The 19,622-nt window shown below is 59.6% G+C and carries 22 protein-coding genes; 11 read left to right on the forward strand and 11 right to left on the reverse strand.

Annotation, left to right across the window (positions count from 1 at the left end; translation table 11 throughout):
• Window positions 1-71 precede the first annotated feature (71 nt).
• Entirely contained in the window at window positions 72-1,487 is a 1,416-nt protein-coding gene (gene nhaA, locus B1781_RS14880; RefSeq protein ID WP_125932112.1) for a Na+/H+ antiporter NhaA, read from the reverse strand.
• Between the two features lie 219 nt (window positions 1,488-1,706).
• On the opposite strand from nhaA, the gene B1781_RS14885 reads away from it, so the two are divergent.
• From B1781_RS14885 to B1781_RS14895, 3 genes are all read left to right on the forward strand, one after another.
• Complete coding sequence (locus B1781_RS14885; RefSeq protein WP_078120409.1) at window positions 1,707-2,474, forward strand: sensor histidine kinase; 768 nt, start codon at window positions 1,707-1,709, stop codon at window positions 2,472-2,474.
• Window positions 2,467-3,861, forward strand: a complete 1,395-nt coding sequence (locus B1781_RS14890; RefSeq protein WP_078120410.1) for a sigma-54-dependent transcriptional regulator — start codon at window positions 2,467-2,469, stop codon at window positions 3,859-3,861. The genes B1781_RS14885 and B1781_RS14890 overlap by 8 nt, the downstream gene beginning before the upstream one ends.
• 62 nt (window positions 3,862-3,923) lie before the next feature.
• Window positions 3,924-6,296 carry a response regulator gene (locus B1781_RS14895; RefSeq protein ID WP_078120411.1) on the forward strand — a complete coding sequence of 791 codons (2,373 nt, stop codon included), beginning with the start codon at window positions 3,924-3,926 and terminating at the stop codon, window positions 6,294-6,296.
• Window positions 6,297-6,313: 17 nt separating this feature from the next.
• On the opposite strand, the gene B1781_RS14900 is transcribed toward B1781_RS14895, so the two are convergent.
• The 4 genes from B1781_RS14900 to B1781_RS23230 form a co-directional block, all read right to left on the reverse strand.
• The gene (locus B1781_RS14900) at window positions 6,314-6,655 is read right to left on the reverse strand and encodes a TusE/DsrC/DsvC family sulfur relay protein (RefSeq protein WP_078120412.1); all 342 of its coding nucleotides are present in this window, start codon (window positions 6,653-6,655) and stop codon (window positions 6,314-6,316) included.
• A gap of 31 nt (window positions 6,656-6,686) precedes the next feature.
• A complete protein-coding gene (locus B1781_RS14905; RefSeq protein WP_078120413.1) occupies window positions 6,687-6,881 on the reverse strand; it encodes a PLDc N-terminal domain-containing protein in 195 nt (64 codons plus the stop codon).
• A gap of 62 nt (window positions 6,882-6,943) precedes the next feature.
• Window positions 6,944-7,135 (reverse strand): CsbD family protein, encoded by a 192-nt coding sequence (locus B1781_RS14910; RefSeq protein WP_078120414.1) that lies wholly within the window; start codon window positions 7,133-7,135, stop codon window positions 6,944-6,946.
• Between the two features lie 76 nt (window positions 7,136-7,211).
• Complete coding sequence (locus tag B1781_RS23230) at window positions 7,212-7,721, reverse strand: DUF1269 domain-containing protein (protein ID WP_164513412.1); 510 nt, start codon at window positions 7,719-7,721, stop codon at window positions 7,212-7,214.
• A gap of 270 nt (window positions 7,722-7,991) precedes the next feature.
• On the opposite strand from B1781_RS23230, the gene B1781_RS23235 reads away from it, so the two are divergent.
• On the forward strand, window positions 7,992-9,308 hold the full coding sequence (locus B1781_RS23235) for a DUF2254 domain-containing protein (protein WP_334223744.1): 1,317 nt from the start codon (window positions 7,992-7,994) through the stop codon (window positions 9,306-9,308).
• A 66-nt stretch (window positions 9,309-9,374) separates the two neighbouring features.
• Here the strand turns inward: B1781_RS23235 and B1781_RS23240 are convergent, their stop codons facing one another.
• The 4 genes from B1781_RS23240 to B1781_RS14935 form a co-directional block, all read right to left on the reverse strand.
• A complete protein-coding gene (locus B1781_RS23240) occupies window positions 9,375-9,551 on the reverse strand; it encodes a hypothetical protein (RefSeq protein ID WP_164513414.1) in 177 nt (58 codons plus the stop codon).
• 117 nt (window positions 9,552-9,668) lie between these two features.
• Window positions 9,669-10,241, reverse strand: coding sequence for an OmpA family protein (locus B1781_RS14920; RefSeq protein ID WP_334223990.1), 573 nt, complete (start codon window positions 10,239-10,241; stop codon window positions 9,669-9,671).
• 950 nt (window positions 10,242-11,191) lie between these two features.
• Window positions 11,192-11,356 carry a DUF1328 domain-containing protein gene (locus tag B1781_RS14930; protein ID WP_078120418.1) on the reverse strand — a complete coding sequence of 55 codons (165 nt, stop codon included), beginning with the start codon at window positions 11,354-11,356 and terminating at the stop codon, window positions 11,192-11,194.
• 370 nt (window positions 11,357-11,726) lie between these two features.
• On the reverse strand, window positions 11,727-11,960 hold the full coding sequence (locus tag B1781_RS14935) for a hypothetical protein (protein ID WP_078120419.1): 234 nt from the start codon (window positions 11,958-11,960) through the stop codon (window positions 11,727-11,729).
• Between the two features lie 245 nt (window positions 11,961-12,205).
• On the opposite strand from B1781_RS14935, the gene B1781_RS14940 reads away from it, so the two are divergent.
• Complete coding sequence (locus B1781_RS14940; RefSeq protein WP_125932113.1) at window positions 12,206-12,577, forward strand: TusE/DsrC/DsvC family sulfur relay protein; 372 nt, start codon at window positions 12,206-12,208, stop codon at window positions 12,575-12,577.
• A 36-nt stretch (window positions 12,578-12,613) separates the two neighbouring features.
• Here B1781_RS14940 and B1781_RS14945 read toward each other — a convergent pair whose 3' ends face one another.
• Window positions 12,614-13,384 carry a Crp/Fnr family transcriptional regulator gene (locus B1781_RS14945; protein WP_078120421.1) on the reverse strand — a complete coding sequence of 257 codons (771 nt, stop codon included), beginning with the start codon at window positions 13,382-13,384 and terminating at the stop codon, window positions 12,614-12,616.
• A gap of 200 nt (window positions 13,385-13,584) precedes the next feature.
• Between B1781_RS14945 and B1781_RS14950 the strand changes: the two genes are divergently transcribed.
• Complete coding sequence (locus tag B1781_RS14950) at window positions 13,585-14,190, forward strand: DUF502 domain-containing protein (RefSeq protein ID WP_078120422.1); 606 nt, start codon at window positions 13,585-13,587, stop codon at window positions 14,188-14,190.
• Window positions 14,191-14,225: 35 nt separating this feature from the next.
• Here the strand turns inward: B1781_RS14950 and B1781_RS14955 are convergent, their stop codons facing one another.
• Complete coding sequence (locus B1781_RS14955) at window positions 14,226-14,504, reverse strand: hypothetical protein (RefSeq protein ID WP_125932114.1); 279 nt, start codon at window positions 14,502-14,504, stop codon at window positions 14,226-14,228.
• 280 nt (window positions 14,505-14,784) lie between these two features.
• Here B1781_RS14955 and B1781_RS14960 point away from each other — a divergent pair, with 280 nt between their 5' ends.
• Genes B1781_RS14960 through B1781_RS14980 form a run of 5 tightly spaced genes read left to right on the forward strand, consistent with a single transcriptional unit; the run spans window position 14,785 to window position 19,622 of the window.
• On the forward strand, window positions 14,785-15,309 hold the full coding sequence (locus tag B1781_RS14960; protein ID WP_078120424.1) for a DUF805 domain-containing protein: 525 nt from the start codon (window positions 14,785-14,787) through the stop codon (window positions 15,307-15,309).
• Window positions 15,310-15,328: 19 nt separating this feature from the next.
• Window positions 15,329-16,003 carry an RDD family protein gene (locus B1781_RS14965; RefSeq protein WP_078120425.1) on the forward strand — a complete coding sequence of 225 codons (675 nt, stop codon included), beginning with the start codon at window positions 15,329-15,331 and terminating at the stop codon, window positions 16,001-16,003.
• Window positions 16,000-16,983: a stage II sporulation protein M gene (locus tag B1781_RS14970; protein ID WP_078120426.1), complete on the forward strand. Its 984-nt coding sequence runs from the start codon at window positions 16,000-16,002 to the stop codon at window positions 16,981-16,983. The genes B1781_RS14965 and B1781_RS14970 overlap by 4 nt, the downstream gene beginning before the upstream one ends.
• A complete protein-coding gene (locus B1781_RS14975; protein ID WP_078120427.1) occupies window positions 16,973-18,457 on the forward strand; it encodes a DUF4129 domain-containing protein in 1,485 nt (494 codons plus the stop codon). Before B1781_RS14970 ends, B1781_RS14975 begins: the two co-directional genes overlap by 11 nt.
• Window positions 18,450-19,622 (forward strand): DUF4350 domain-containing protein, encoded by a 1,173-nt coding sequence (locus B1781_RS14980; RefSeq protein ID WP_078120428.1) that lies wholly within the window; start codon window positions 18,450-18,452, stop codon window positions 19,620-19,622. The genes B1781_RS14975 and B1781_RS14980 overlap by 8 nt, the downstream gene beginning before the upstream one ends.

A 19,622-nucleotide genomic window follows, 5' to 3' on the forward strand; every position in this document is an offset into this window, starting at 1 on the left:
ATGCGCCAGTTGCCCTTGGCCGCCAGACCGTGCCGGTGAGATCGCGCGGGTGAATTTGAAAAGTCGACGAATCAGCGAGGGTCGGCGGCCATGCGTAGCGCCAGGTAACCCGCGACAGCAGCGACCAGAGAGGCCGTCACGATGGCCAGTTTGGCGACCGCCAGGCCATCGCCACCCTGGCCCAGTGCCAAGTGAGCAATGAAGGTAGACATCGTGAACCCCACGCCCGACAACAGGCCGATACCGATCAAGCGACGGTTGTTCATATCATCGGGTCGCTTGGCCCAGCGCAGAGACTCGCTTAACCACACACCGCCGACGATACCAATCGGCTTACCCAAAATCAGACCGGCAAGAATTCCCAGCGACACGGGATTGGACGCCAGTTCATCGAAGGCCGCACGGTCGATCACGATACCGGCGTTGAGGAAGGCAAACAGTGGCAGGACGATCAACGCCACCGGCAGCTCCAATCCATTCTCCCAGCGGCGCAGCGGTGTGGTCGCTGCCTGGGCGACACGCTCGACTTCGACGATTCGTTCATGCGTTTCGGCTTCGGCCAGCACATCGTGCGCGCTGGCCCTCGTCGATACCCGGCCCACCAGATCGCGCACCCGGCGTTTGAGCGTCGCTGCCTTGACCTGCGGCCGCGCGGGAACAGCCGCGGCAACCACGACGCCGGCAATGCTGGCATGTACGCCCGACTGTACGATCGCGGCCCAGATCAACACGCCCAGCACGGTGTAACCGAAGGGATGACGAACCCCAAGTGCGTTCAGCAGGATCAGCGCAAGCAGCAAGCTTGCTGCGACCAACAACGGCGTGATGTGCAGCGTTTCGGTGTAGACCAGCGCGATCACCAGGATGGCGCCGATATCGTCGAGTATCGCTACACCCACCAGAAAGGCGATAACGCTCTTGGGCACCCGCGAACCGAGCGCGGCCAGCACACCGATCGCGATCGCTGTATCGGTGGCCATCGGAATGCCCCAGCCGTGAGGCACGCCGCCCCCCATGCTCGCATTGACCGTCGCATAGAGAATCGCCGGCACCGCCATCCCGCCCAGCGCCGCTCCGGCCAACAGCTTGACGCGGTCGGTGTCTTTCAACTCGCCCGCCAGCAACTCGCGTTTGACCTCCAGGCCGATGAGAAAGAAGAACAGCGAAATCAAGCCGTCATTGACCAGGTGCAGCAACGACCAGGTTACCGTGTTCCCGCCGACGACGAACCCGAGTTCGAAGTGGCTGAGGTGTTCGAGTGTTTCAGCCAGCGGCGAGTTGGCCATGAACAAAGCCGCAAGCAGCGCGAGCAGCAGGAGCGCGCTGGCGGTGGCCTGCGCGCCGATGAAAGCCCGGAACGGGTTCCACAGTTTCTCCGCACGCCTTTCGAGCCCTGTCATCGCTGCATTCACTGCCGTTGGTGGGAATGTCGAGCGCAGCGACTGCCAGCGCTCATTGTTCACCGTGAATTGCAAGGTCGATGCCACGATGGGCTCGGCCAAACACGGGGCCGGGAAACTGGTCGGAAAACACAAAACGGTTGAAATAAGCCATTTTTTAGGTGCAAATAAGCCGATATCCCGCTCGGCCCCGGTTGTGCCGCGTTGTTTCGTCGAGGTTTTTTCGTCTGGTATGGAGCTTGCTCCGACGAGACCGGGAGGCGATGGAGACCCATCTTCGACCAACCCGTAACTTGCGACACGACGATGTTTCAACAACTGAAGGTGAAAAGTGATGTTGATCGCGACGCTCAAGCACGTGCCAACGATCCGATGAGCGACGCGGAGGATGCACGCCTGGCGGCAGCTACCGAATTGACGCGCACGGAACGTGGCGTTGCGCTACGCGCACTTGCCGGACAACTGGCCCACCAGATGCGTAACCCGCTTGCCGCCATCCGCGCCGCATGTTCGAGTCTGCGCGAAGATCTGTCGAACGAAGAACATCAGCAGCGGCTCGATATGACGCTACACGAAGTCGATCGACTGCTGACGCTGGTCACCGGTACCGTCAAGTCCGTCAGCGCGAAGCCGGAGCAACCGCGCCGCCTGGACCTGGCCGATGAAGTGCACGATGTGGTCGCCATTGCACGCGACAGTATTCCGCAACTCGGGACAGTCGACGTCTCCGGCGACACCGGCATTGAGTGCTCTTTGCCGCGCAACACGTTCCGGGCTTCGTTGTTCAGCCTGCTCGACCACGTCGTCGATACCTACCATCCCGATCCACTGCGCGTAGAACTTCGGCGCAGCAATGGACGGGCACAGATCGATTTCAAGGTGGCGGACGAATATGCCGCGGGTGCGCCCGATGGCTTTCACCAGACCACCCTGGTGCGTTCAGGAGACGGTCGCTCAATCGGCTTGGTCGTCGCCGAACGTTTTGCGAGAGACAACGGTGGAAGGTTGGCCCACTTTGTCAACGCCAATGACTCTCAAGCCCTAACTCTGGATCTACCCTGCACCGATGTCTGATTCCTTATTGATCATTGAAGACGAGCTCCTGCTCGGCAAAGAAATGCAACGCCGCTTTGTGAAACAGGGCTGGGATGTCATGCTCGCCGACGACATTGCCTCCGCTCGCCGCTACTTCATCGACGATGGCCTGCAACCGCTGGTGGTGCTCGCCGACATGAACCTGCCGGATGGCACCAGCCTCGACCTGCTCGACGAGTTGCGCGAAACGACGACCGTCAAAGGCGAATGGATTCTGCTGACCGCGTACGGCACGATTCCCGATTCGGTGCGCGCATTGCACCTGGGCGCGCACGACTTTCTCGAAAAGCCGGTCGACGATGCGCGACTCGACCTCGCGATTCAGCGCGCCGCACGCAGTGCGCGGGCTCACCGTCGCCTGCTGAACGAGTCGGCGAATCAGGCGGCGAAGAATGGCGCAGAACGCTTTATCGGGCGTAGTGAACGCGCCAAGGAGACACGCCACCTGCTACGCCAGATCGGCCAAGCCGATTTCAGCGCGTTGGTATTGCGTGGCGATACAGGTACCGGCAAGGGGCTGGCCGCGCGCATCCTCCACTATGGCGGCCCGCGCGCGGAAGGACCGATGGTCGAAGTCAACTGCGCCGCCCTGCCCGATGAACTGCTCGAATCCGAGCTGTTCGGTCACGAGGCCGGCGCATTCACCGGCGCCAAGGGCCGTCGCGAAGGCCTGTTCGAGCAAGCGCACGGCGGAACACTGTTTCTCGACGAGATCGGCGAAATGGAACTTGGCCTGCAGGCCAAGCTGTTGAAGGCCGTCGAAGATCGACGTATCCGACGGGTGGGCGGCAATCGCGAGATAACGATCGATGTGCGCATCATCGCGGCAACCAACCGCGACCTCGAGACCGAGGTCGCCGCCAACCGCTTCCGTAGCGATCTCTATCACCGTTTGAGCGTGTTTCAGATCGTGCTGCCGAGTCTCTCGCAGCGACTGGAAGATATCGAAGACCTCGTTACCGCCTTTGTTGCCGAGTTCAACGAGCGCACCAACCGCAAGATCGAAACGGTGCCGCACGAGGTTTGGGAAAAGCTGAAGGCTTACCACTGGCCCGGCAACGTGCGTGAACTGCGAAACGTGATCGAGCGATGCGTGTTGCTTTCCGAAGGTAACTCACTCGACCCACGCTGGCTGCAGCTTGGATCATCCGCGCCGCCACCGTCGATGCCCGAGAACGGCAACCAGATCGTGTTCCCGATTGACGGCAGCATCAGCCTCGATGAAATGGAGCGCAGGATGATCGAGGAAGCGTTGAAACGGAAGCGCGGCAACGTGACGAAAGCCGCTGGACTCCTGGGGATCAGCAGACAGACGATGCGCTATCGCATCGAGAAGCACCACATCGATGTTAGCGAACTGCACTGAAAACCCTCCCCGCAAGGGGAGATGTCCTCCTGTTCGATGATGGTGTAGCGGGTTCCCCATAAATGTACGACGAGCACCTCTCTCCCACAGCAACAGCCGCTGCCCGCGTGCTCGAAGCCGTAGACGGATTGCACGACCCTGTCATCGCACTCGACGAACAGGGTCGGCTCTATTACGTCAATCAGGCAGCGCGCAATCTGCTGAAGGTCGATGTGCGCGACCTGCCGGTACCCTATTCCCAGGCGTTGAGCGATGTCAGTTTCGCCCGTGCCATCGAGCAAGCTATGCCGCATGGCACGCCCGACGAAGCCGCAGCGGCGGGACGCATCAACGAATTCATGTGGAGCGTCAACCGCGTACCCTACACGGTCCGGGTTCGTCCGGTGGACAATGGCTACCTGGTCAGTTTCGTTCGCGAACCTGGCGGCACCACATACCGCGAACGCCTGGAGAACGAGCACACGCGGCGCTACCTGGCAACGGCGCTTGCCGGCATCGGCTCGTGGACCTGGGATCTCGAGACCAACAAGCTGACCTCAGACTCGATTCTCGCCGAGCTGACGGATGAAACCGTCGACGACACGATGCCCGCGACCGACATGCTGTCGCACATTCATCCCGACGATCTTCCCAAGGTCGAAGCGGTCATCGAACGCGCCATCCTCAGCACAGACGACGATGACGACGATGCCGACATCGATGTGATGTTTCGCTTTCTGACCGATGACGGTGAACAGATCTGGCTGGCCATGCGCGGCGGTGTCGTGCGCGACGCGGCCGGCAAACCGCTCCTTCTGTCCGGGGTGCACTTCGATGTCACCGACGCCAAGCGGGCCGAGCAATCGATCGTGCAGGCCAAAGAGGCGCTGGAACAGGCCAACCGCGCCAAAGACAGCTTCCTGGCCAAGGTCAGCCACGAGATCCGCACGCCGCTGACGGCGATTCTAGGCTATGCAGAGCTGATGGCGCGGCGCGCCGTCAAATCGCAGGATCGCAAAGACCTCGACGAGATTATCGACAGCGCACGCTATTTACAGAGCCTGGTCGACGACCTGCTCGACCTATCGCGCGTCATTGCGGGCAAGGTCACCATCGAACCCGAGCCGATCGATATCCGGCACCTCGGCCACGATCTGCTATCGACGATGAACATGCGGGCAGCAGAAAAAGGCCTCGGCTTTTCGCTGAATGTCGGCCCGAAAGTGCCGACGCGCACACTGTCCGACCCCGTCCGCGTTCGCCAGATCCTGATGAATCTTGTCGGCAACGCGGTGAAGTTCACCGATGAGGGTGAGGTATCGGTGACCATCAAGGCCCGCGAGATCGGCCGACAGCCCTTCATCGCCTTCGAAGTCATCGATACCGGCCCGGGCATCGACAACGAACAGATCGATGAGCTGTTTCAGCCTTTTGCACAGGCCGCGACGTCCGCATCGGGGCGCCACGGCGGTGTGGGGCTTGGACTGGCGATCAGCCAACGCATCGCCGAGGTGCTCGGCGGCACGATCAAGGTCGAGAGTGAAGTCAATGCAGGGAGCACCTTCACTTTTCTGCTGCCGGTCGAGAACGTCGAAGACCACATTGAGCACATCAAGAATCAGGGCAACGAGCGCGACCCTGCGCGTGGCGAACGTCCACGCCGGCGTACCGATATCCGCGGCAAAGTGCTGGTGGTCGACGATGTTCAGCCGATTCTTGCGTTGATCGAGCAATACCTGAGCGATGCCGGCGCCGACGTCGTCACCGCATCCAATGGTATCGAGGCACTCGAACGAGTCGAAGACCTGTCACGACGAGGCGAAGAGCTCGACGTAATACTCATGGATCTGCAGATGCCCCATCTTGATGGCCGCGAGACCTTGCAACGTCTCAGAGAGGCCGGATTACAAACGCCTGTGATCGCGCTCACGGCCAGCGCCATGAAGGGTGAACGCGAACGTTGCATGTCTTGGGGGTTCAGCGAGTTCATCTCCAAACCGTTCGAGGCCGAAGACCTCATCGAAGTGGTCGCCAGGGTAGTCACCGAAGGTGTCCCGCTGACGGCGCCCAGCGATGGCGCTGCGCTACCGCAAACGCTTTTGCTCGTTGAAGACCACGAATCGCTCGCCGATATCACCGCCAAGCAACTGGCCTCACTCGGGTACACCGTCGAGATTGCCCACACCGGAACCGCAGCAATTGACCGCGCCAAGGCGCTCAAGCCCGCGGCCATGGTGGTCGACCTGACCCTGCCCGACATGGAAGGTACGGACGTTTGCCGCATTCTTCTCGAAGACGAAACCCTCTCGAATTGCCGAATGATTGCCTACACGGGGCTGGAGGAACCAGACCATCACGCCCGCGCCCAGGCCGCGGGTTTCGCAGGCGTGCTGATCAAACCGGCAGAAATCAGCGACTTTGCGGCGTTGCTGGGTGCCAACCCGAACGCCGCGTAGCCGTCAAACAGTAAAAATCAGACAGTCTCACTGCTCGGCATGTAGGCCGACATATCGATGGCCGACTTGGGCAAGCCGGCTATGCGCCAGGCCACGGCTGGGTCGCCAAACAGTTGCGACACGCAGTCTTCTTCCTGATCCAGCGACGCACAGATCGTGCGAATCTGCGGTAACAGCCCGGCAGTGCCTGACTTGTAGCGCCTGCGCAGTTCTTCGATCACCGCGGCATGTCGCGGCGTTAGCTCGTCGATACCGGCTGACGCTGCGAGCTCGAATGCCACGTCCATCGACCATTCGCTGCTGTCCAATAAAAACCCGTCCGCGTCCGTGCGAACATCGTCAACGATATCGTTGCTCATACCATCGTCCTCAATGCCATGCGTGTGACCGTCAGGCCAAACGGTGCTTGTTGCGTGGACCGAACAGCAGCCACAAAATCAGGCCGAGGATCGGCAGAATGATGATTGCCAGAATCCAGGCAACCTTACTGCCGGTCGATGCACCACTTTCCACCGTCTTGACGATCGCCCATATGTCGAACGCCAAGATGATCAATCCAAACAAACCACCAACTTCGATACCCATCACTGCTCTCCTTCAGATCGTCGCGGATCCTTTGCGAGGATCCGCCGACGATACCTTTGTGTTTATGCGTCGAACTCTTTGACTTGGCGCTCCGCCTCTTCCTTGGCGATGCCGTAGCGTTCCTGAATCTTACCGACGAGCTTGTCACGTTCGCCTTCGATCACATCCAGGTCATCGTCGGTCAGTTCGCCCCAGCGGACCTTCAGGTGACCCTTGGCTTGATTCCAGTTGCCTTTGATTTGTTCCCAGTTCATGTTTGCCTCCAAACTCTGTTTACAGTGGTTGATTTACACGGTCCCCTGCCGCGGCAAGTCGACCTTTACGCCTGGTTCAAGAAGCTGCCGAGATCACTGCACCTTCTTCTCCTCCGAACTCGACCTCGGGGTGGTGGTGGATCACCAAACGCTTTGCTTCATCTCTACCGATCTCGGTGGTGTTGAGAATCAGCAGCACGCCACCCTGGTCAATAGAGCGTTCAAACTCCTTGATCTCGCGGTTGGGCACCGAGACACCGATCAGGCTGGATGCCCAGGCACCGAACGCGCCTCCGGCCAATACCATGCCGGCCAGCGCCGCACCGCCGACAACGAATCCGCCGGGAACCACCGCCGCGAGAACGCCGGCGGCCAACCCGGTCGCACCACCGACGGCGGCACCCTGTTTGAGCGCCGGCTTGATGTCGGACCGGTCGATAAGATCGGGTTCAGGCAGATCGTCCAACGCCACCTGATCATTGGCGACGAGGCCGATGTCTTCTTCGTACACGCCATTCAACTTGAGCTCGGCTACGATGCGGGCTGCCAGGTCGGCGTTCGGGACCAAAAAGTACAACTTGCTCATCTGTCTACCTTCGGACTTCGTGTTCACTGGATACGGAGCAAAGGCTGTGCCACGAGCGATTGCCTTAGACATCGCGCCGCAACACTCGGGTCAACGGCGCTGTACACCGCGTCGTGCGGAAAACGGATGGCGCAAATCCGCCGTCACGGCCTAAATCCAGCGCAATCCACACACGTCAGCGCGCGCGAATCGGCCGATCAAGTTAGAGTGTCCCTTGGCAACAGTCGGCCCCTTGGGGTAGCGATCGATGAGGTTTCACGAAAGCAGCAGATGATTGGTAGATACGCCTATTTGCGAGAACGACTTCAGACCAGCATCTGGCCGATACCCCTTTTGATGACACTGTTGAGTGGGCTGCTCGGTGCGCTCATGTTGTGGGTCGATCGCCTGGCATGGTTCGAAGACCTCGGCCCGGAATGGTTTGCGATGGAGATGGAACCGGCACGCCAGCTGCTCTCCTTGATAGCCGGTTCGACCATCGGTGTCGGCGGCGTGGCATTCTCCGTCACGATGGTCGCGCTGACGCTGACATCCGGCCAATACGGGCCCAAGATCCTACGTCACTTTCTCGAAGATGAGGCGAGCAAGACCAGTCTCGGCCTTTTCCTCGGCACCTATGTCTATTGCCTGATCGTGTTGACCGGGTTTCTGCCCGGCGACGAACCGCGCTGGACCACGATCATGGCGCTGACCCTGGCGGTATCCGCGCTGATCAGTTTTGTCCGCTTCACGCATCGCACAGCTACCGATCTGCAGGCCGACGAGATCGTCCATCGCATCGGTCGACAACTGCAAACTTCTCTCGAGCAGCTGGTAGGTGAAGCCAGCGGGGAAAACGGGCGCCGGCACGGCACGTTGGCGTGGCGACGCCAGGCCCGCGGCCATCGCCCCGTGTTCGTCGCGGCGAAGCAGCGCGGTTATATACAGACGATCGACTATGGCGCGCTGTGCCGTTGGTGCACCGAGAATGACTGCGCGATGCAGGTCCGGGTGCGGGCCGGCGATTTCATCGTCGCCGGCAGTTGTCTTTTGAAGGTCTATGCAGGCGATGCGACGACGGTTGAGACATCGCTGCAGATGCTGAGGGAAACCATCCTGGTCGGGCCGATCCGAACACCGGTTCAAGACCCGGAATACCCGATCACTCAACTTAACCAATTGGCGGCACGCGCCCTCTCGCCGGGAATCAACGACCCAGGTACGGCAGTCACCTGCATCGACGGTTTTAGCGCCGCTGTGGCAGACATCGTGGATCGTGACCTGCCCGGCAGCGCGTTCGTCGATGAAAACAACGTGGCGCGCGTCCTGATCAGGCAGACCACCTTCCCCGGGCTGATCAAGGCAATCTATGCACCATTGCGCCAATTCGCCACCAAGGATGTCGCCGTCAATATCAGCCTGATGGAGTCACTCTGTCGGGTCGCGGATTTGACCACCCGTGAACGACGCTTGCATGTGCTCGCGGAGCACGGTGAAACGATTTGGCGGGCAGTCAAGGCGCAGGACTTTGCGGACTACGACGAGCGCGATATTCGACAGCGCTATCGCCGATTGATGTCGATCACCACGCGACTTCGGCGTAGTTGATCGCGCATATCGAACGGGAATCAATCGTCAGCGGCTCCGCTAGCAGAGCCGCTGACCGGCGAACGATCAGTTGTTGGTGCTGCTCTCGATCTTGTCGCCGGCATTCTCAATGGCTTCGCCTGCGTTTTCGACAGCATTATCGATTTTCTCGCCCGCCTGTTCAGCAGGCCCATCCTGGTCACAGGCCCACAGCAGCATCGCCGCAAAGGTCACCACTGCAATACGCATTCCCATAGCTTTCATCTTTCTCTCCTCTGGCCGCGACTACGGCCTCTTCAGTTAATTTTCGCGATCAAGTTTTACGGATTCGGTGTTACACGGACGTTATGCAACTCACGCCTTCAGCAACACGCAGGTGATTCAGTTCACGGTGCGGACATCCACATCCACCTCAACGCGACGGTCGGGCGCCAAACAGGCGATCAACCGATTTCCACTTTCGCCGTCACATTGGGTTGTCGCCATCGATTCGCCCTTGCCGACCGCAACGATGCGTTCGGAGAGCTCCAACTGGCCTGCGAGATAATCGCGCACGGTTGCAGCCCGCGCCTCCGAAAGGTTCTGGTTGTACGCATCGTTGCCGATCCGATCGGTATGGCCGGTTACCGTGACCTGACCGATTTCTTCGGCTTGTTTGATCTCGCTGATGAGCGTGTCAAGCTTGTCCGCCGCGCCTGGTTTCAAGGTCGCCTTGTCGAACTCAAAATAGGTATCGGCATCCAAAGAGACCGCGGACACAGTTTCTGAAGCACTGACCGGCTCAGCTGGCGGCACATGTGCCAGGGCGACCACCATGCCGACCTTCTCCGGTTCACAGGGCACGACGCCATTGGCCTCTTTCTGGTAGCGCGAGTGCCAACACTCGCCATAGCTGTTTTGTGCGATGCTGCCTGATGAATCGCGCAGGTAATCTGCGTGCGCGCCAGTCGACACCAAGGCCAATGTCATGGCGGCCAAGACTTTGTTTTTATTCATGTCCAACTCCGGTTATTCAACTTACGTTGTCCTTATCGCAAGTTGAATGCCAACTACGTCGCAGCGTGAGCCACCGCGATATAGAAAGGATGCAGGTCTTCCGACCGCCCCCAGCGCCCACCGATTGGTCTGAATCGGCCGGCCTGGTTTGCGCATTTACGCCGTTTCACCATCCGGCCGTGGTGGTTGACTGCATGCTTAATGAAGGAGCCTCTGCGAACGATGCCGTGTGCCGCGCAAAAAAAAGCCGCCCACTGAGGACGGCAAACAGGGTGATCTTCAAGACCTAAAAGAAAGTAAGGCGTCGGTTGCGAACGAAGCCGGGCTGCGACTCCGGGCTGTGATACCAGACTCCTTCGAGTAAGCGAATCGGCACCACTTGCTCTCCTACGCTCCGACTCAGCATTCGGTCGGTGCGAATACGCTCGCCAGGCGCCACCTCCATCGGCTGAATGCTTGGCGCGACCCTTTCAGTGCTTGCAGCCAGAACGTTTGCGCGACCCGGTTCCCCTGCATCGCAGCATGCATCGATTGCACGGAAGCTGTGGCCCGCGACTGCCGATTCTGCGAGCAATGCGACGCCATCGCTCGAAACGAGCGCCGTGCCGTTGTTACGGTCACTACCTCGCGCCAACGCCGCGACAGCGAGCAGTGCCAACCCAGCAAACGCTGCTACGCGTAAATCATGATTTGTCATTCTGTTGCTCTATCACTGCGACCGATTTGGTGGCGATCACAAATTGCACCGAGCGCTGTTCGATCACTCTGCATTTTGTTCGGTGCATCGCATTTTTCATGCGTTTTAGGTTTGATCCGGTCTCTACGACACATAGCGACCCCAGGTTGTCGGAGCGACGTGGCCGCTGGTTGCGCCGGTCAGCAAATGCTGCCGGCGCATTCGTCACGCATCAGACCGTAGGACGGCGGCCAGCGATTGCAAAGACCACTGCCAGTACCAAACCGACCACGAACAGAATCCAGGCGATGTTGCCAGCCATACCGGCAATACCACTGAAACCCAATACGGCCGCAATCAACGCCACCACCAAGAAAGTTAAAGCCCAACCAATCATGTTTTATCTCCTCTGAGCCGGTCACATCGCCGGCAAGTCAGACATCGCAAGCGCCGTGCCAGATTTGCATCAAGCGGGATAAGGCCTGTGCTTCAGACGTTGAGCTCAACCAGGGTTCGTCAATGGGTGTTTCCGCCCGTGTCGCGGCGGCTTATATCCGCCAAATTTGCTATTTTCAACACCGCCCGCCTTCGCCAGCCACTGCCGGTAAGAACGCCGTCGGTAACCTTGATGGAAAATTCGTCGGGCAAAAAAAAGCGCCCTGTACGGGCGCTGGGTGGCGGGATCACTCCCTAGTTATATCTGCTTGCCGAGCATCTTTCGTGATGCCTGAAACTGCGCATTGTCGATGCTCTCTCGGTACAAGACTTTAAGAATCTTCGCCTTCGGAGAAGTCGCGTTTGACCTGCGGGTCGAATTCTTTGGCGCGCGCCTTACCTTTGCGCTCGGCAGTCGTCGCCTCGTCGCTGGATTGCTCGCCGGCCCGTTCGGCTGCGTCTTTCACTTTGCCCGATTCAACGAACTCCTTGGTCGACTCGTTGTAACGCTTGGCCGACTCGCGATCACCTTCACCCTGCATATCATTCTGTTTGGCGTATCCCATCTGAGCTTCCTCCACGATTCATGCTATTGACGTTTCGCCGCACACCGCGGTGAGCGACGTTGTTTCGGAAAGTGCACAAGACATGCCACCAGCGCAAACACGGCCGAAAGGCCATTTCAGCGTTTCACCGCTGGCTGATTGGGGTTCATTTCCAACGCGTCGGTTGATATCCCCCGCAGCGTAATTCATGCGGGCACGAGCCTTGCAGCACGGCAACCGTGAACGGCGAAGAACACTTCGACCCTATGAGCACTGAACGAGGCGATAGAGAGATGGAAAGACACAACGAAGATTTCGATGGCTACGGTTTCTTGAAACCCGGCGTTGCGTGGAACCCGGACAAGGCACAGGCAATTGCCAGCCTGCTTGGTTTAACGGATCTGACGGATCAGCACCTGGCGGTTGCGCGGAAGTTGCGGGCACACTACTTCGCTCACAGGACCATTCTGCCACCTAACCTGTTGTGCGAAGAGCTCGAACTGAACGAAGCATGTCTCGATGACCTGTTCGATGGCCCGCTACATGCCTGGAAGATCGCCGGATTGCCCAACCCGGGCGAAGAGGCGCGTGTCTATCTCGACAATCAAACGCTCGACCAGCAAGTCAAATCCGGCTGACACCGCCGGTAAAAGCAAGCGGACGCCCGTTCGTGGTCAGTTCGAGCGATCGCCTTCGGGCGCGTCGATTGCCCGTAGCCAGTCGATATCCGGATGGAGGAATGCGTCGTCGAACTCGGCCAGCTCCGCCAACGCGTCTCTGTCGAGGATATGCATACGGTGACGGCTATAGGATATCAAGCTGCGACTCTTCAACTCGCTCATGCAGCGACTGACGTGCACAGCACTCAGGCCGGTCAGGTCCGCCAGGTCCTGCTGATCGATCGGAAAGTTAAAATCCTTTCTCACGTCGATGCGCACACCTTCGAGGCGAATCGCCGTTTCGAGGATGAAATGTGCCAACCGGCGCACGCCGTCGCGCCTGGCCACGGTTACCAGGCGTTGAACGAGCTGAGCGTGTTCACGCGACATGATGGCGAAGAAGGCTTCGGTCAACTTCACCGAGCGGTTGAACAATCCATGCAGCTGCCGCTTGGTGAACGGGCAGATGACGGCGTGTGAACTCAAGCACTGAAGGGACGACAGGTGCTGGCGAAACGTGACATCGCGTAGCCCGATGACGTCACCCGGCAATGCCACTTCGGTGATCGCACGCGTACCATCGACCAGCTCTTTGACACTCGCGAACCAGCCGGACTTGACCACGTAGAGATGCTCAGACCGAGCGCCATCGGTATGCACGAAATTACCGGCCTCGATTGGCCGCTCGTCAACCTGCAGGCCATTGAGTAACGTTTCTTCCGCTTCGTCCAGCTCTGTATAGGTGCGGAACTTCTCAACCAGGCAGTTGTGTTCTTTCGTCGCCATTATCTTTGATTGCCGCTACAGACCGGACAAGGGAAAATGCTATTTAGCACAGGTTGGCGACTCGCACCAAGCGATGCAAGCTGCCGGCGTGGCCGGCGCAACACCGATCACCGGCGGCACCAATCAATCGCCGCAATCGCCTACGCCGCCACCGTGCGCAGCATCGCGCACCGACTCCGTCACTCGTTGGAAGGTTCGACATGTTCAAAACAATCTGGAAATGGTTTCTGCAAGGTATCGTGCTCGTTGCGCCGGCCGCGTTGACGATCGCGCTGTTGTACTGGCTGGGCAGCTGGGCCGAGCGCACCGTCGGATCGATGATTGCCGCGATTCTGCCGCATGGTTGGTACTTTCGCGGCATGGGCCTCGTGGTCGGTTTCTTGGCCGTGCTGGCCGTCGGTCTGGCCGGCAACATCTTCTTGATCCGTTGGGTCGTCGGCACCGTGGAGCAGATCCTCGACCGCATTCCGCTGATCAAGCTCCTGGTACAGGCGTTCAAAGATGTGGCGCGTCTGTTCAGTCAAGGCGTCGACGACCAGCTCGGCCAGGTGGTCGCTGTGGATATTGCAGGCACACGCCTGGTCGGTTTCATTACGCAGCACGACGTCCACCTGCCACAAGCCGAACCCGACGGCACACCGCGCGTCGCGGTCTACCTGCCCATGAGCTACCAGCTCGGCGGTTACACGCTCTACCTCGAGCGCGATCAGATAACACCGCTGGACATCCCGGTCGATCAAGCGATGCGCGCGGTTCTGACCGGAGGGTCGCTATCAGGCGGCAGTTCGAAATCGCCGGCTGCGTGAATCTCGCAACTTCAGTGACGATGTCTCGAGCACCGCTACACGACTAGCCATCCGTGCAGCGGGAACACAGGTGATGTGTCGGAACACATCGGGCACGGTCTCGCCAAGCGGTCGGCATGCAGCGCGCCAACCACGGGCATGAGCGGCAAGGCGCGCAACGCAAGAACGACAACCGAGCGCAGTCCGGCCTGATCCAACGGCAACCCGCTGCTACCCAGCAATCCGAGCACGAACGGTGTTCCCGCCAGCCCCGGTACACCTCGCAGAACCAGCAAACCGAATAACTCTTCCCAGATTGCTTCTTCGATTGTCATATCGGCCTGCCGCGATATCGCATCCGACGGCACGCCTGATCGTCGCGTGGCAACGCAGCCGAACAAACCGTGGATCAGAGCAGGCCCGGCCGGGAGGCCATCAGGCAATTCCTACAGCCCACCAGGGACAGCCGGAGTTGCCTCGCAATCGACAGGTTTTGATAGAATCGCAACCCGGGCAGTGCTAAAGCATCGCCTCAATACGTCGCCAACAAGCAGGAGCCGCGTGGACCGCAACCAGGCAACGTCTAACAAAAACACTTTGTGAAGGAACCAAACAATGACGGATCAAGCCAACCCCTATCAGGCGCCAAGCGCCGATGTATCAGTCCCGCTTAGCGGCGGTGAAGACCAAACGGGCCCCTTTTCGCCGAAAGGCCGTTTCGGGCGCCTCAGCTACTTGGCCTGGGGTTTGTTGACCAGTCTGGTGTTCGGTTTTCTCGTGTTCATCGTCGCCGGTGGCGCCGCGGTATTCACCGATCCAACGACGATGGCAGCGGCCGGTGGACCGGTAGTGATCCTGATCCAGGTGATATCGATCATTCCGGCAATTATCTTTGCCATACGTCGTCTGCATGATTTCAACGCCTCGGGTTGGTGGGCGATCGCGATGGTTATACCGTTCGCCAACTTGATCCTCGCACTGTTTCTGTTGTTCAAAGGCGGCGACGAAGGCACAAACCGCTTCGGTCCGGCGCGCGTCACGCGCGGTTGGGAGAAAGTTCTGGGTTACATCGCGATTGGCTTCGCCGTACTGGGTATTGTCCTGGTGATCTTCGGCGGGCTGATGGGCGCCTTCGCCTAAAGCGCCTCCACCCGCTCCAATGCAGTTATTGGATACGGTCCACACCTTCGAAACACCCGAAGGTGTGGATCTCAGCCTCCGCGTGGCCGGCCCCGTTCCGCGCGCCCTGGCTGTCACGCTCGATGCAATCATTCGCTACTCGGTGCTGTTCGGCATCTCGCTGGCGGTCATGCCGTTTGCCGACCTGGGCGTCGGCGCACTGCTGATCGCAATGTTCTTTATGGAGTGGCTGTACCCGGTCTTCTTCGAAGTCATGCGCGGTGCAACACCCGGCAAGAAAGCGTTCGGCCTGCTCGTCGTGCACGACAACGGGACCCCTATCGGTTGGCCGGCATCGATGATCCGCAACCTGTTGCGTGTCGTCGATTTTCTACCTTTGCTGTACACCGTGGGTCTGGTCACGATGGTCGTCAACAAGCGCTTCCAGCGATTGGGAGACCTGGCCGCCGGTACGTTGGTCGTCTACACGGAGAGTTCCAAGCCGGTGATCAACAATGGCGACACGTCCGCCCGTTCCCTACCGGTTTTGCTGCCGGTGGAAGATCAACGCGCAATCCTCGATTTCGCCGAACGCAGCGCGGCGTTGTCACCTGCTCGCGTGCAGGAGCTCGCAGAGATTCTGAGTGATACGCAGGGTGAAGCGGCCGTCAAACAGGTGCTTGGGCATGCGCGTTGGTTGGTGAGCGGCTCATGAAGCAGCAGCAGTTCACCGATCACCAACGCCCGACATGGGATTCATTGGCGACACTGATCGAGCAGGCCGGAGAGCCGGCTCGGCGTCGCGACAACGATGCCCTTGCCGAACTGCCCGCACTGTATCGACGCGTGTGTGCCGACTATGCGTTGGCCCGCCACCGACGCTACAGCACCGGTCTGGTCGAAGAACTCCACGATCTGGTGCAACGCGGTCACCGCGTGCTCTATCAGCGCAAGAGTATCTGGCTGTGGCGTTTGATCATGTTTCTGTGGGCCGGTTTTCCCAACGCGGTGCGCAGGCATTGGCGTGCATTCGCGTTGGCCTCCGCATTGTTCTACGTGCCGGCTTTTGTCGTCGGCATCGCTTGCTACTTCAATGCCGATTTCATCTATTCGGTCATGGATGCCGATTCGGTGGCCGGCATGGAACATATGTACGATCCGTCCAATCCGAAACTCGGGCGCACCGAAGAACGCTCCGATGACAGCAACTTCATGATGTTCGGGTTCTACATCCAGAACAATATCGGTATCGGGTTTCGCACGTTCGCCGGTGGCATCGTGGCGGGGATCGGCACGGTACTCGTTCTGCTGTTCAACGGCGTCGTCATCGGCGGTGTTGCCGGCCACCTGACGCAACTGGGCTTCACCGAAACGTTCTGGCCCTTCGTCGCCGGGCATAGTGCTTTCGAGCTGACGGCGATCTGCATCAGCGGCGCGGCCGGGCTGCTGCTGGGCAAGGCGGTGATTGCGCCGGGCCGACGCAAACGTAGCGAGGCATTGAAGGTCGCCGGGCTCGAGGCAGTGAACCTCGTGGTCGGTGCAGCGTTCATGTTGCTTGCCGCGGCATTCGTCGAGGCATTCTGGTCGCCCAATCAGGCAGTGAGTCACGGGGTCAAATACCTGGTTTCGGCCACGTTGTGGCTTTTGCTGATTCTTTATCTCGCGTTCGCCGGCAGAAACATCCGTGCAGATTGACCAGATCACCGCCAATGTTCGCAATCGCACACCCTGGGAAGGTGTCGATCTGGGCTTTGCCATGGCACGCCAATGGTTCCTGCCATTATGGAAGCTGTGGTGGATCACCGCGTTACCCTTGGCGTTGGTCGCTGGTGTTGCGCTGCATAGCGTGCCCTGGGTGGCAGGTATCGTCGTCTGGTGGTTCAAACCGCTGTACGAGCCGCTACTGCTGTTTTGGCTCAGCCGACGCCTGTTCGGCGAAGAACTGACCCTGCGGCAGACACTGTCGCATTGGCGCCAGGCGATACTGCCGTTTCTACTGGCCAACCTGACGTTCCGTCGACTGACACCGAACCGTTCGCTATACATGCCGGTTACCCACCTTGAAGGGCTGCGTGGCACCGAACGAACTCAGCGCCAGAAGGTATTGACGCGCAATCATTCGGCGGGCACCTGGCTGACGATTGCCGGTGTCCATATGGAAGGCGCGCTGCAGCTTTCCGCCGTGCTGATGGTCATCTTCTTTATCCCCGAATCGCTGCGTACCACCGATACCTGGGAATTTCTGATCGACGGCTCAGATGCCTCTGTGTGGCTCAACAACCTCGTCTGGCTGATCGCCATCTCGGTTATGGCGCCGTTCTACGTGGCCGGTGGATTTGGCCTGTACCTGTCACGCCGCTCGACGCTCGAGGCGTGGGATATCGAGTTGGCGTTTCGGCGTATCGCACCGCGATTCACCCAGGCTCGCTCGACCACCGCAGCCGCCATGGTCCTCGCCGGTGCTTTGTCGGCGGCACTCTGCCTGTTCCCCGACCAGGCGGCGCTGGCCGACTTTCCCATTAGCCACGATCGGGCGGAGACCACGATCACCGACGTGTTGAAGAGCAAGGATTTCGGCGAAAAACGCACCGAGAAGTACTGGCGATACACCGGCGAGAAAGACGATCCCGACTTCGACTGGTTCGATAGCCTCGAGCGGGACGGCACACCCGGCTGGCTGTCGGGCCTTGCCACCCTGCTGAAGTACCTGATGTGGCTCGGTCTGGCGGTGCTTATCGCGTTGTTGGTGCCGTACATCGCGCGCTTGGTCAATCACCTGCCGCGCGGTAGAACGGTAACCAAGCGATCGGCCCCGGAGGTGTTATTCGGTATGGATGTGCGACCGGATTCGCTACCCGCCGATCTCGTCAGGGCCGTCAACGAGTTGCTGACTGAGCACAAAATGCGCGAGGCCATGAGCCTGCTGTACCGCGCAACGCTCGCGCGCTTCATCCACGAACGGCACATCGACATACCCGACAGTGCGACCGAATACGAATGCCAGCGCATCGTTGCCGACGAACGACCAGAAAACGAGAGCAGCTATTTTCTCGAACTGACGCGCACCTGGGTACGCTGCGCGTACGGCCACATCGAGCCACCGGCATCGCAGGTCACCCAGCTCACTCAATCGTGGCATCAGCTTTTCGGAGCACCGAGCGATGCGTAATAAGCGCCTGCTCATCGGGATCGCGGTCGGCATCCTGGCAGTGTTGGCAACCGTCGCCGTCACCGCTTGGTTCTTCAACAATTTCGAGCAGGACGAACGCGAAATCCTGGGCGGCTTTTCGGAGAAAGCGATTCGCAACCCCTTGCTTGCGGCCGAAAGGTTTCTGGACAAACTGGGCTACGACGTCAAGAGCGTCGCCAACGTCGACCTCTGGCGAAGTCTGCCGCCACGCGATCACGCGATCGTCATCTACCGCTTCTCTCCCCCGGCGGGTGAACAGCGCCGGCGCCAACTGCGTGAATGGGTCGAATCCGGCGGTACACTGATCGTCGAAGCCGATAGCTCGCTGGTGGTCGATGACGATGACATGTACAGCGGTACCTCGAGCCTGCTCGCAGACCTGGGCGTGCGAGTGCGCGAACGACCCTTCATCTTCGACGTCGGCCTGGAGAACGCCGCCGAGACGAACGTCGATATCGACTTTACCGACGTTGCAGAACCCGTCCGGATCACGTTATCGAATCGGCGCTATCTGCAAGATGAATTCGGCAATGCAACTTCTTCGGTTTCACTCGACCAAGGGTTCGCCTTGCTTCAGTACAAAGTCGGTGACGGCCTGATCACCGTGTTGTCCGACATCGGCTTTCTGAATTCAAAGCGCATCGGCGAACAGGACCATGCCTATACCCTCGCTTTGCTGGTCGGCGCACCCGGCGATGTCGGTGTCTGGCTGGTCCACGATATCGATATGCCTTCGCTGTGGGATCTGGCGTGGAAATATGCACCACAAGCGCTGGTGTCGCTTATCGTGCTGCTCGGTTTGCTGCTGTGGTCGATGAACAGGCGGCTCGGCCCGCCCCTGCCGCCGATTGAGGCTGAGAGACGCGACATCGGCGAACACCTGTCGGCCAGTGCAAATTTTCTGTGGCGACTCGATCACGCCCGCAAACTGCTGGCAAACAACCAGCAACAACTCGAACAGGCCTGGCTGAGCAAACACTACCTGTTGCGCAGCATGAACGACGCAGAGCGCGACGAATGGATCGCAGCGCGAACCGATCTCACGCCGTCAGACGTCACCAGGGCTTTGCGCGACGAGATCAAGAATGAGCGCGAGTTCATCGAGCTAAGCAACCTGTTGCAGTCACTAAGATCAGCGCTATGA

The sequence above is a fragment of the Thiosocius teredinicola genome (assembly GCF_002009425.1).
GTDB classification, from domain to species: Bacteria; Pseudomonadota; Gammaproteobacteria; order Chromatiales; family Chromatiaceae; genus Thiosocius; species Thiosocius teredinicola.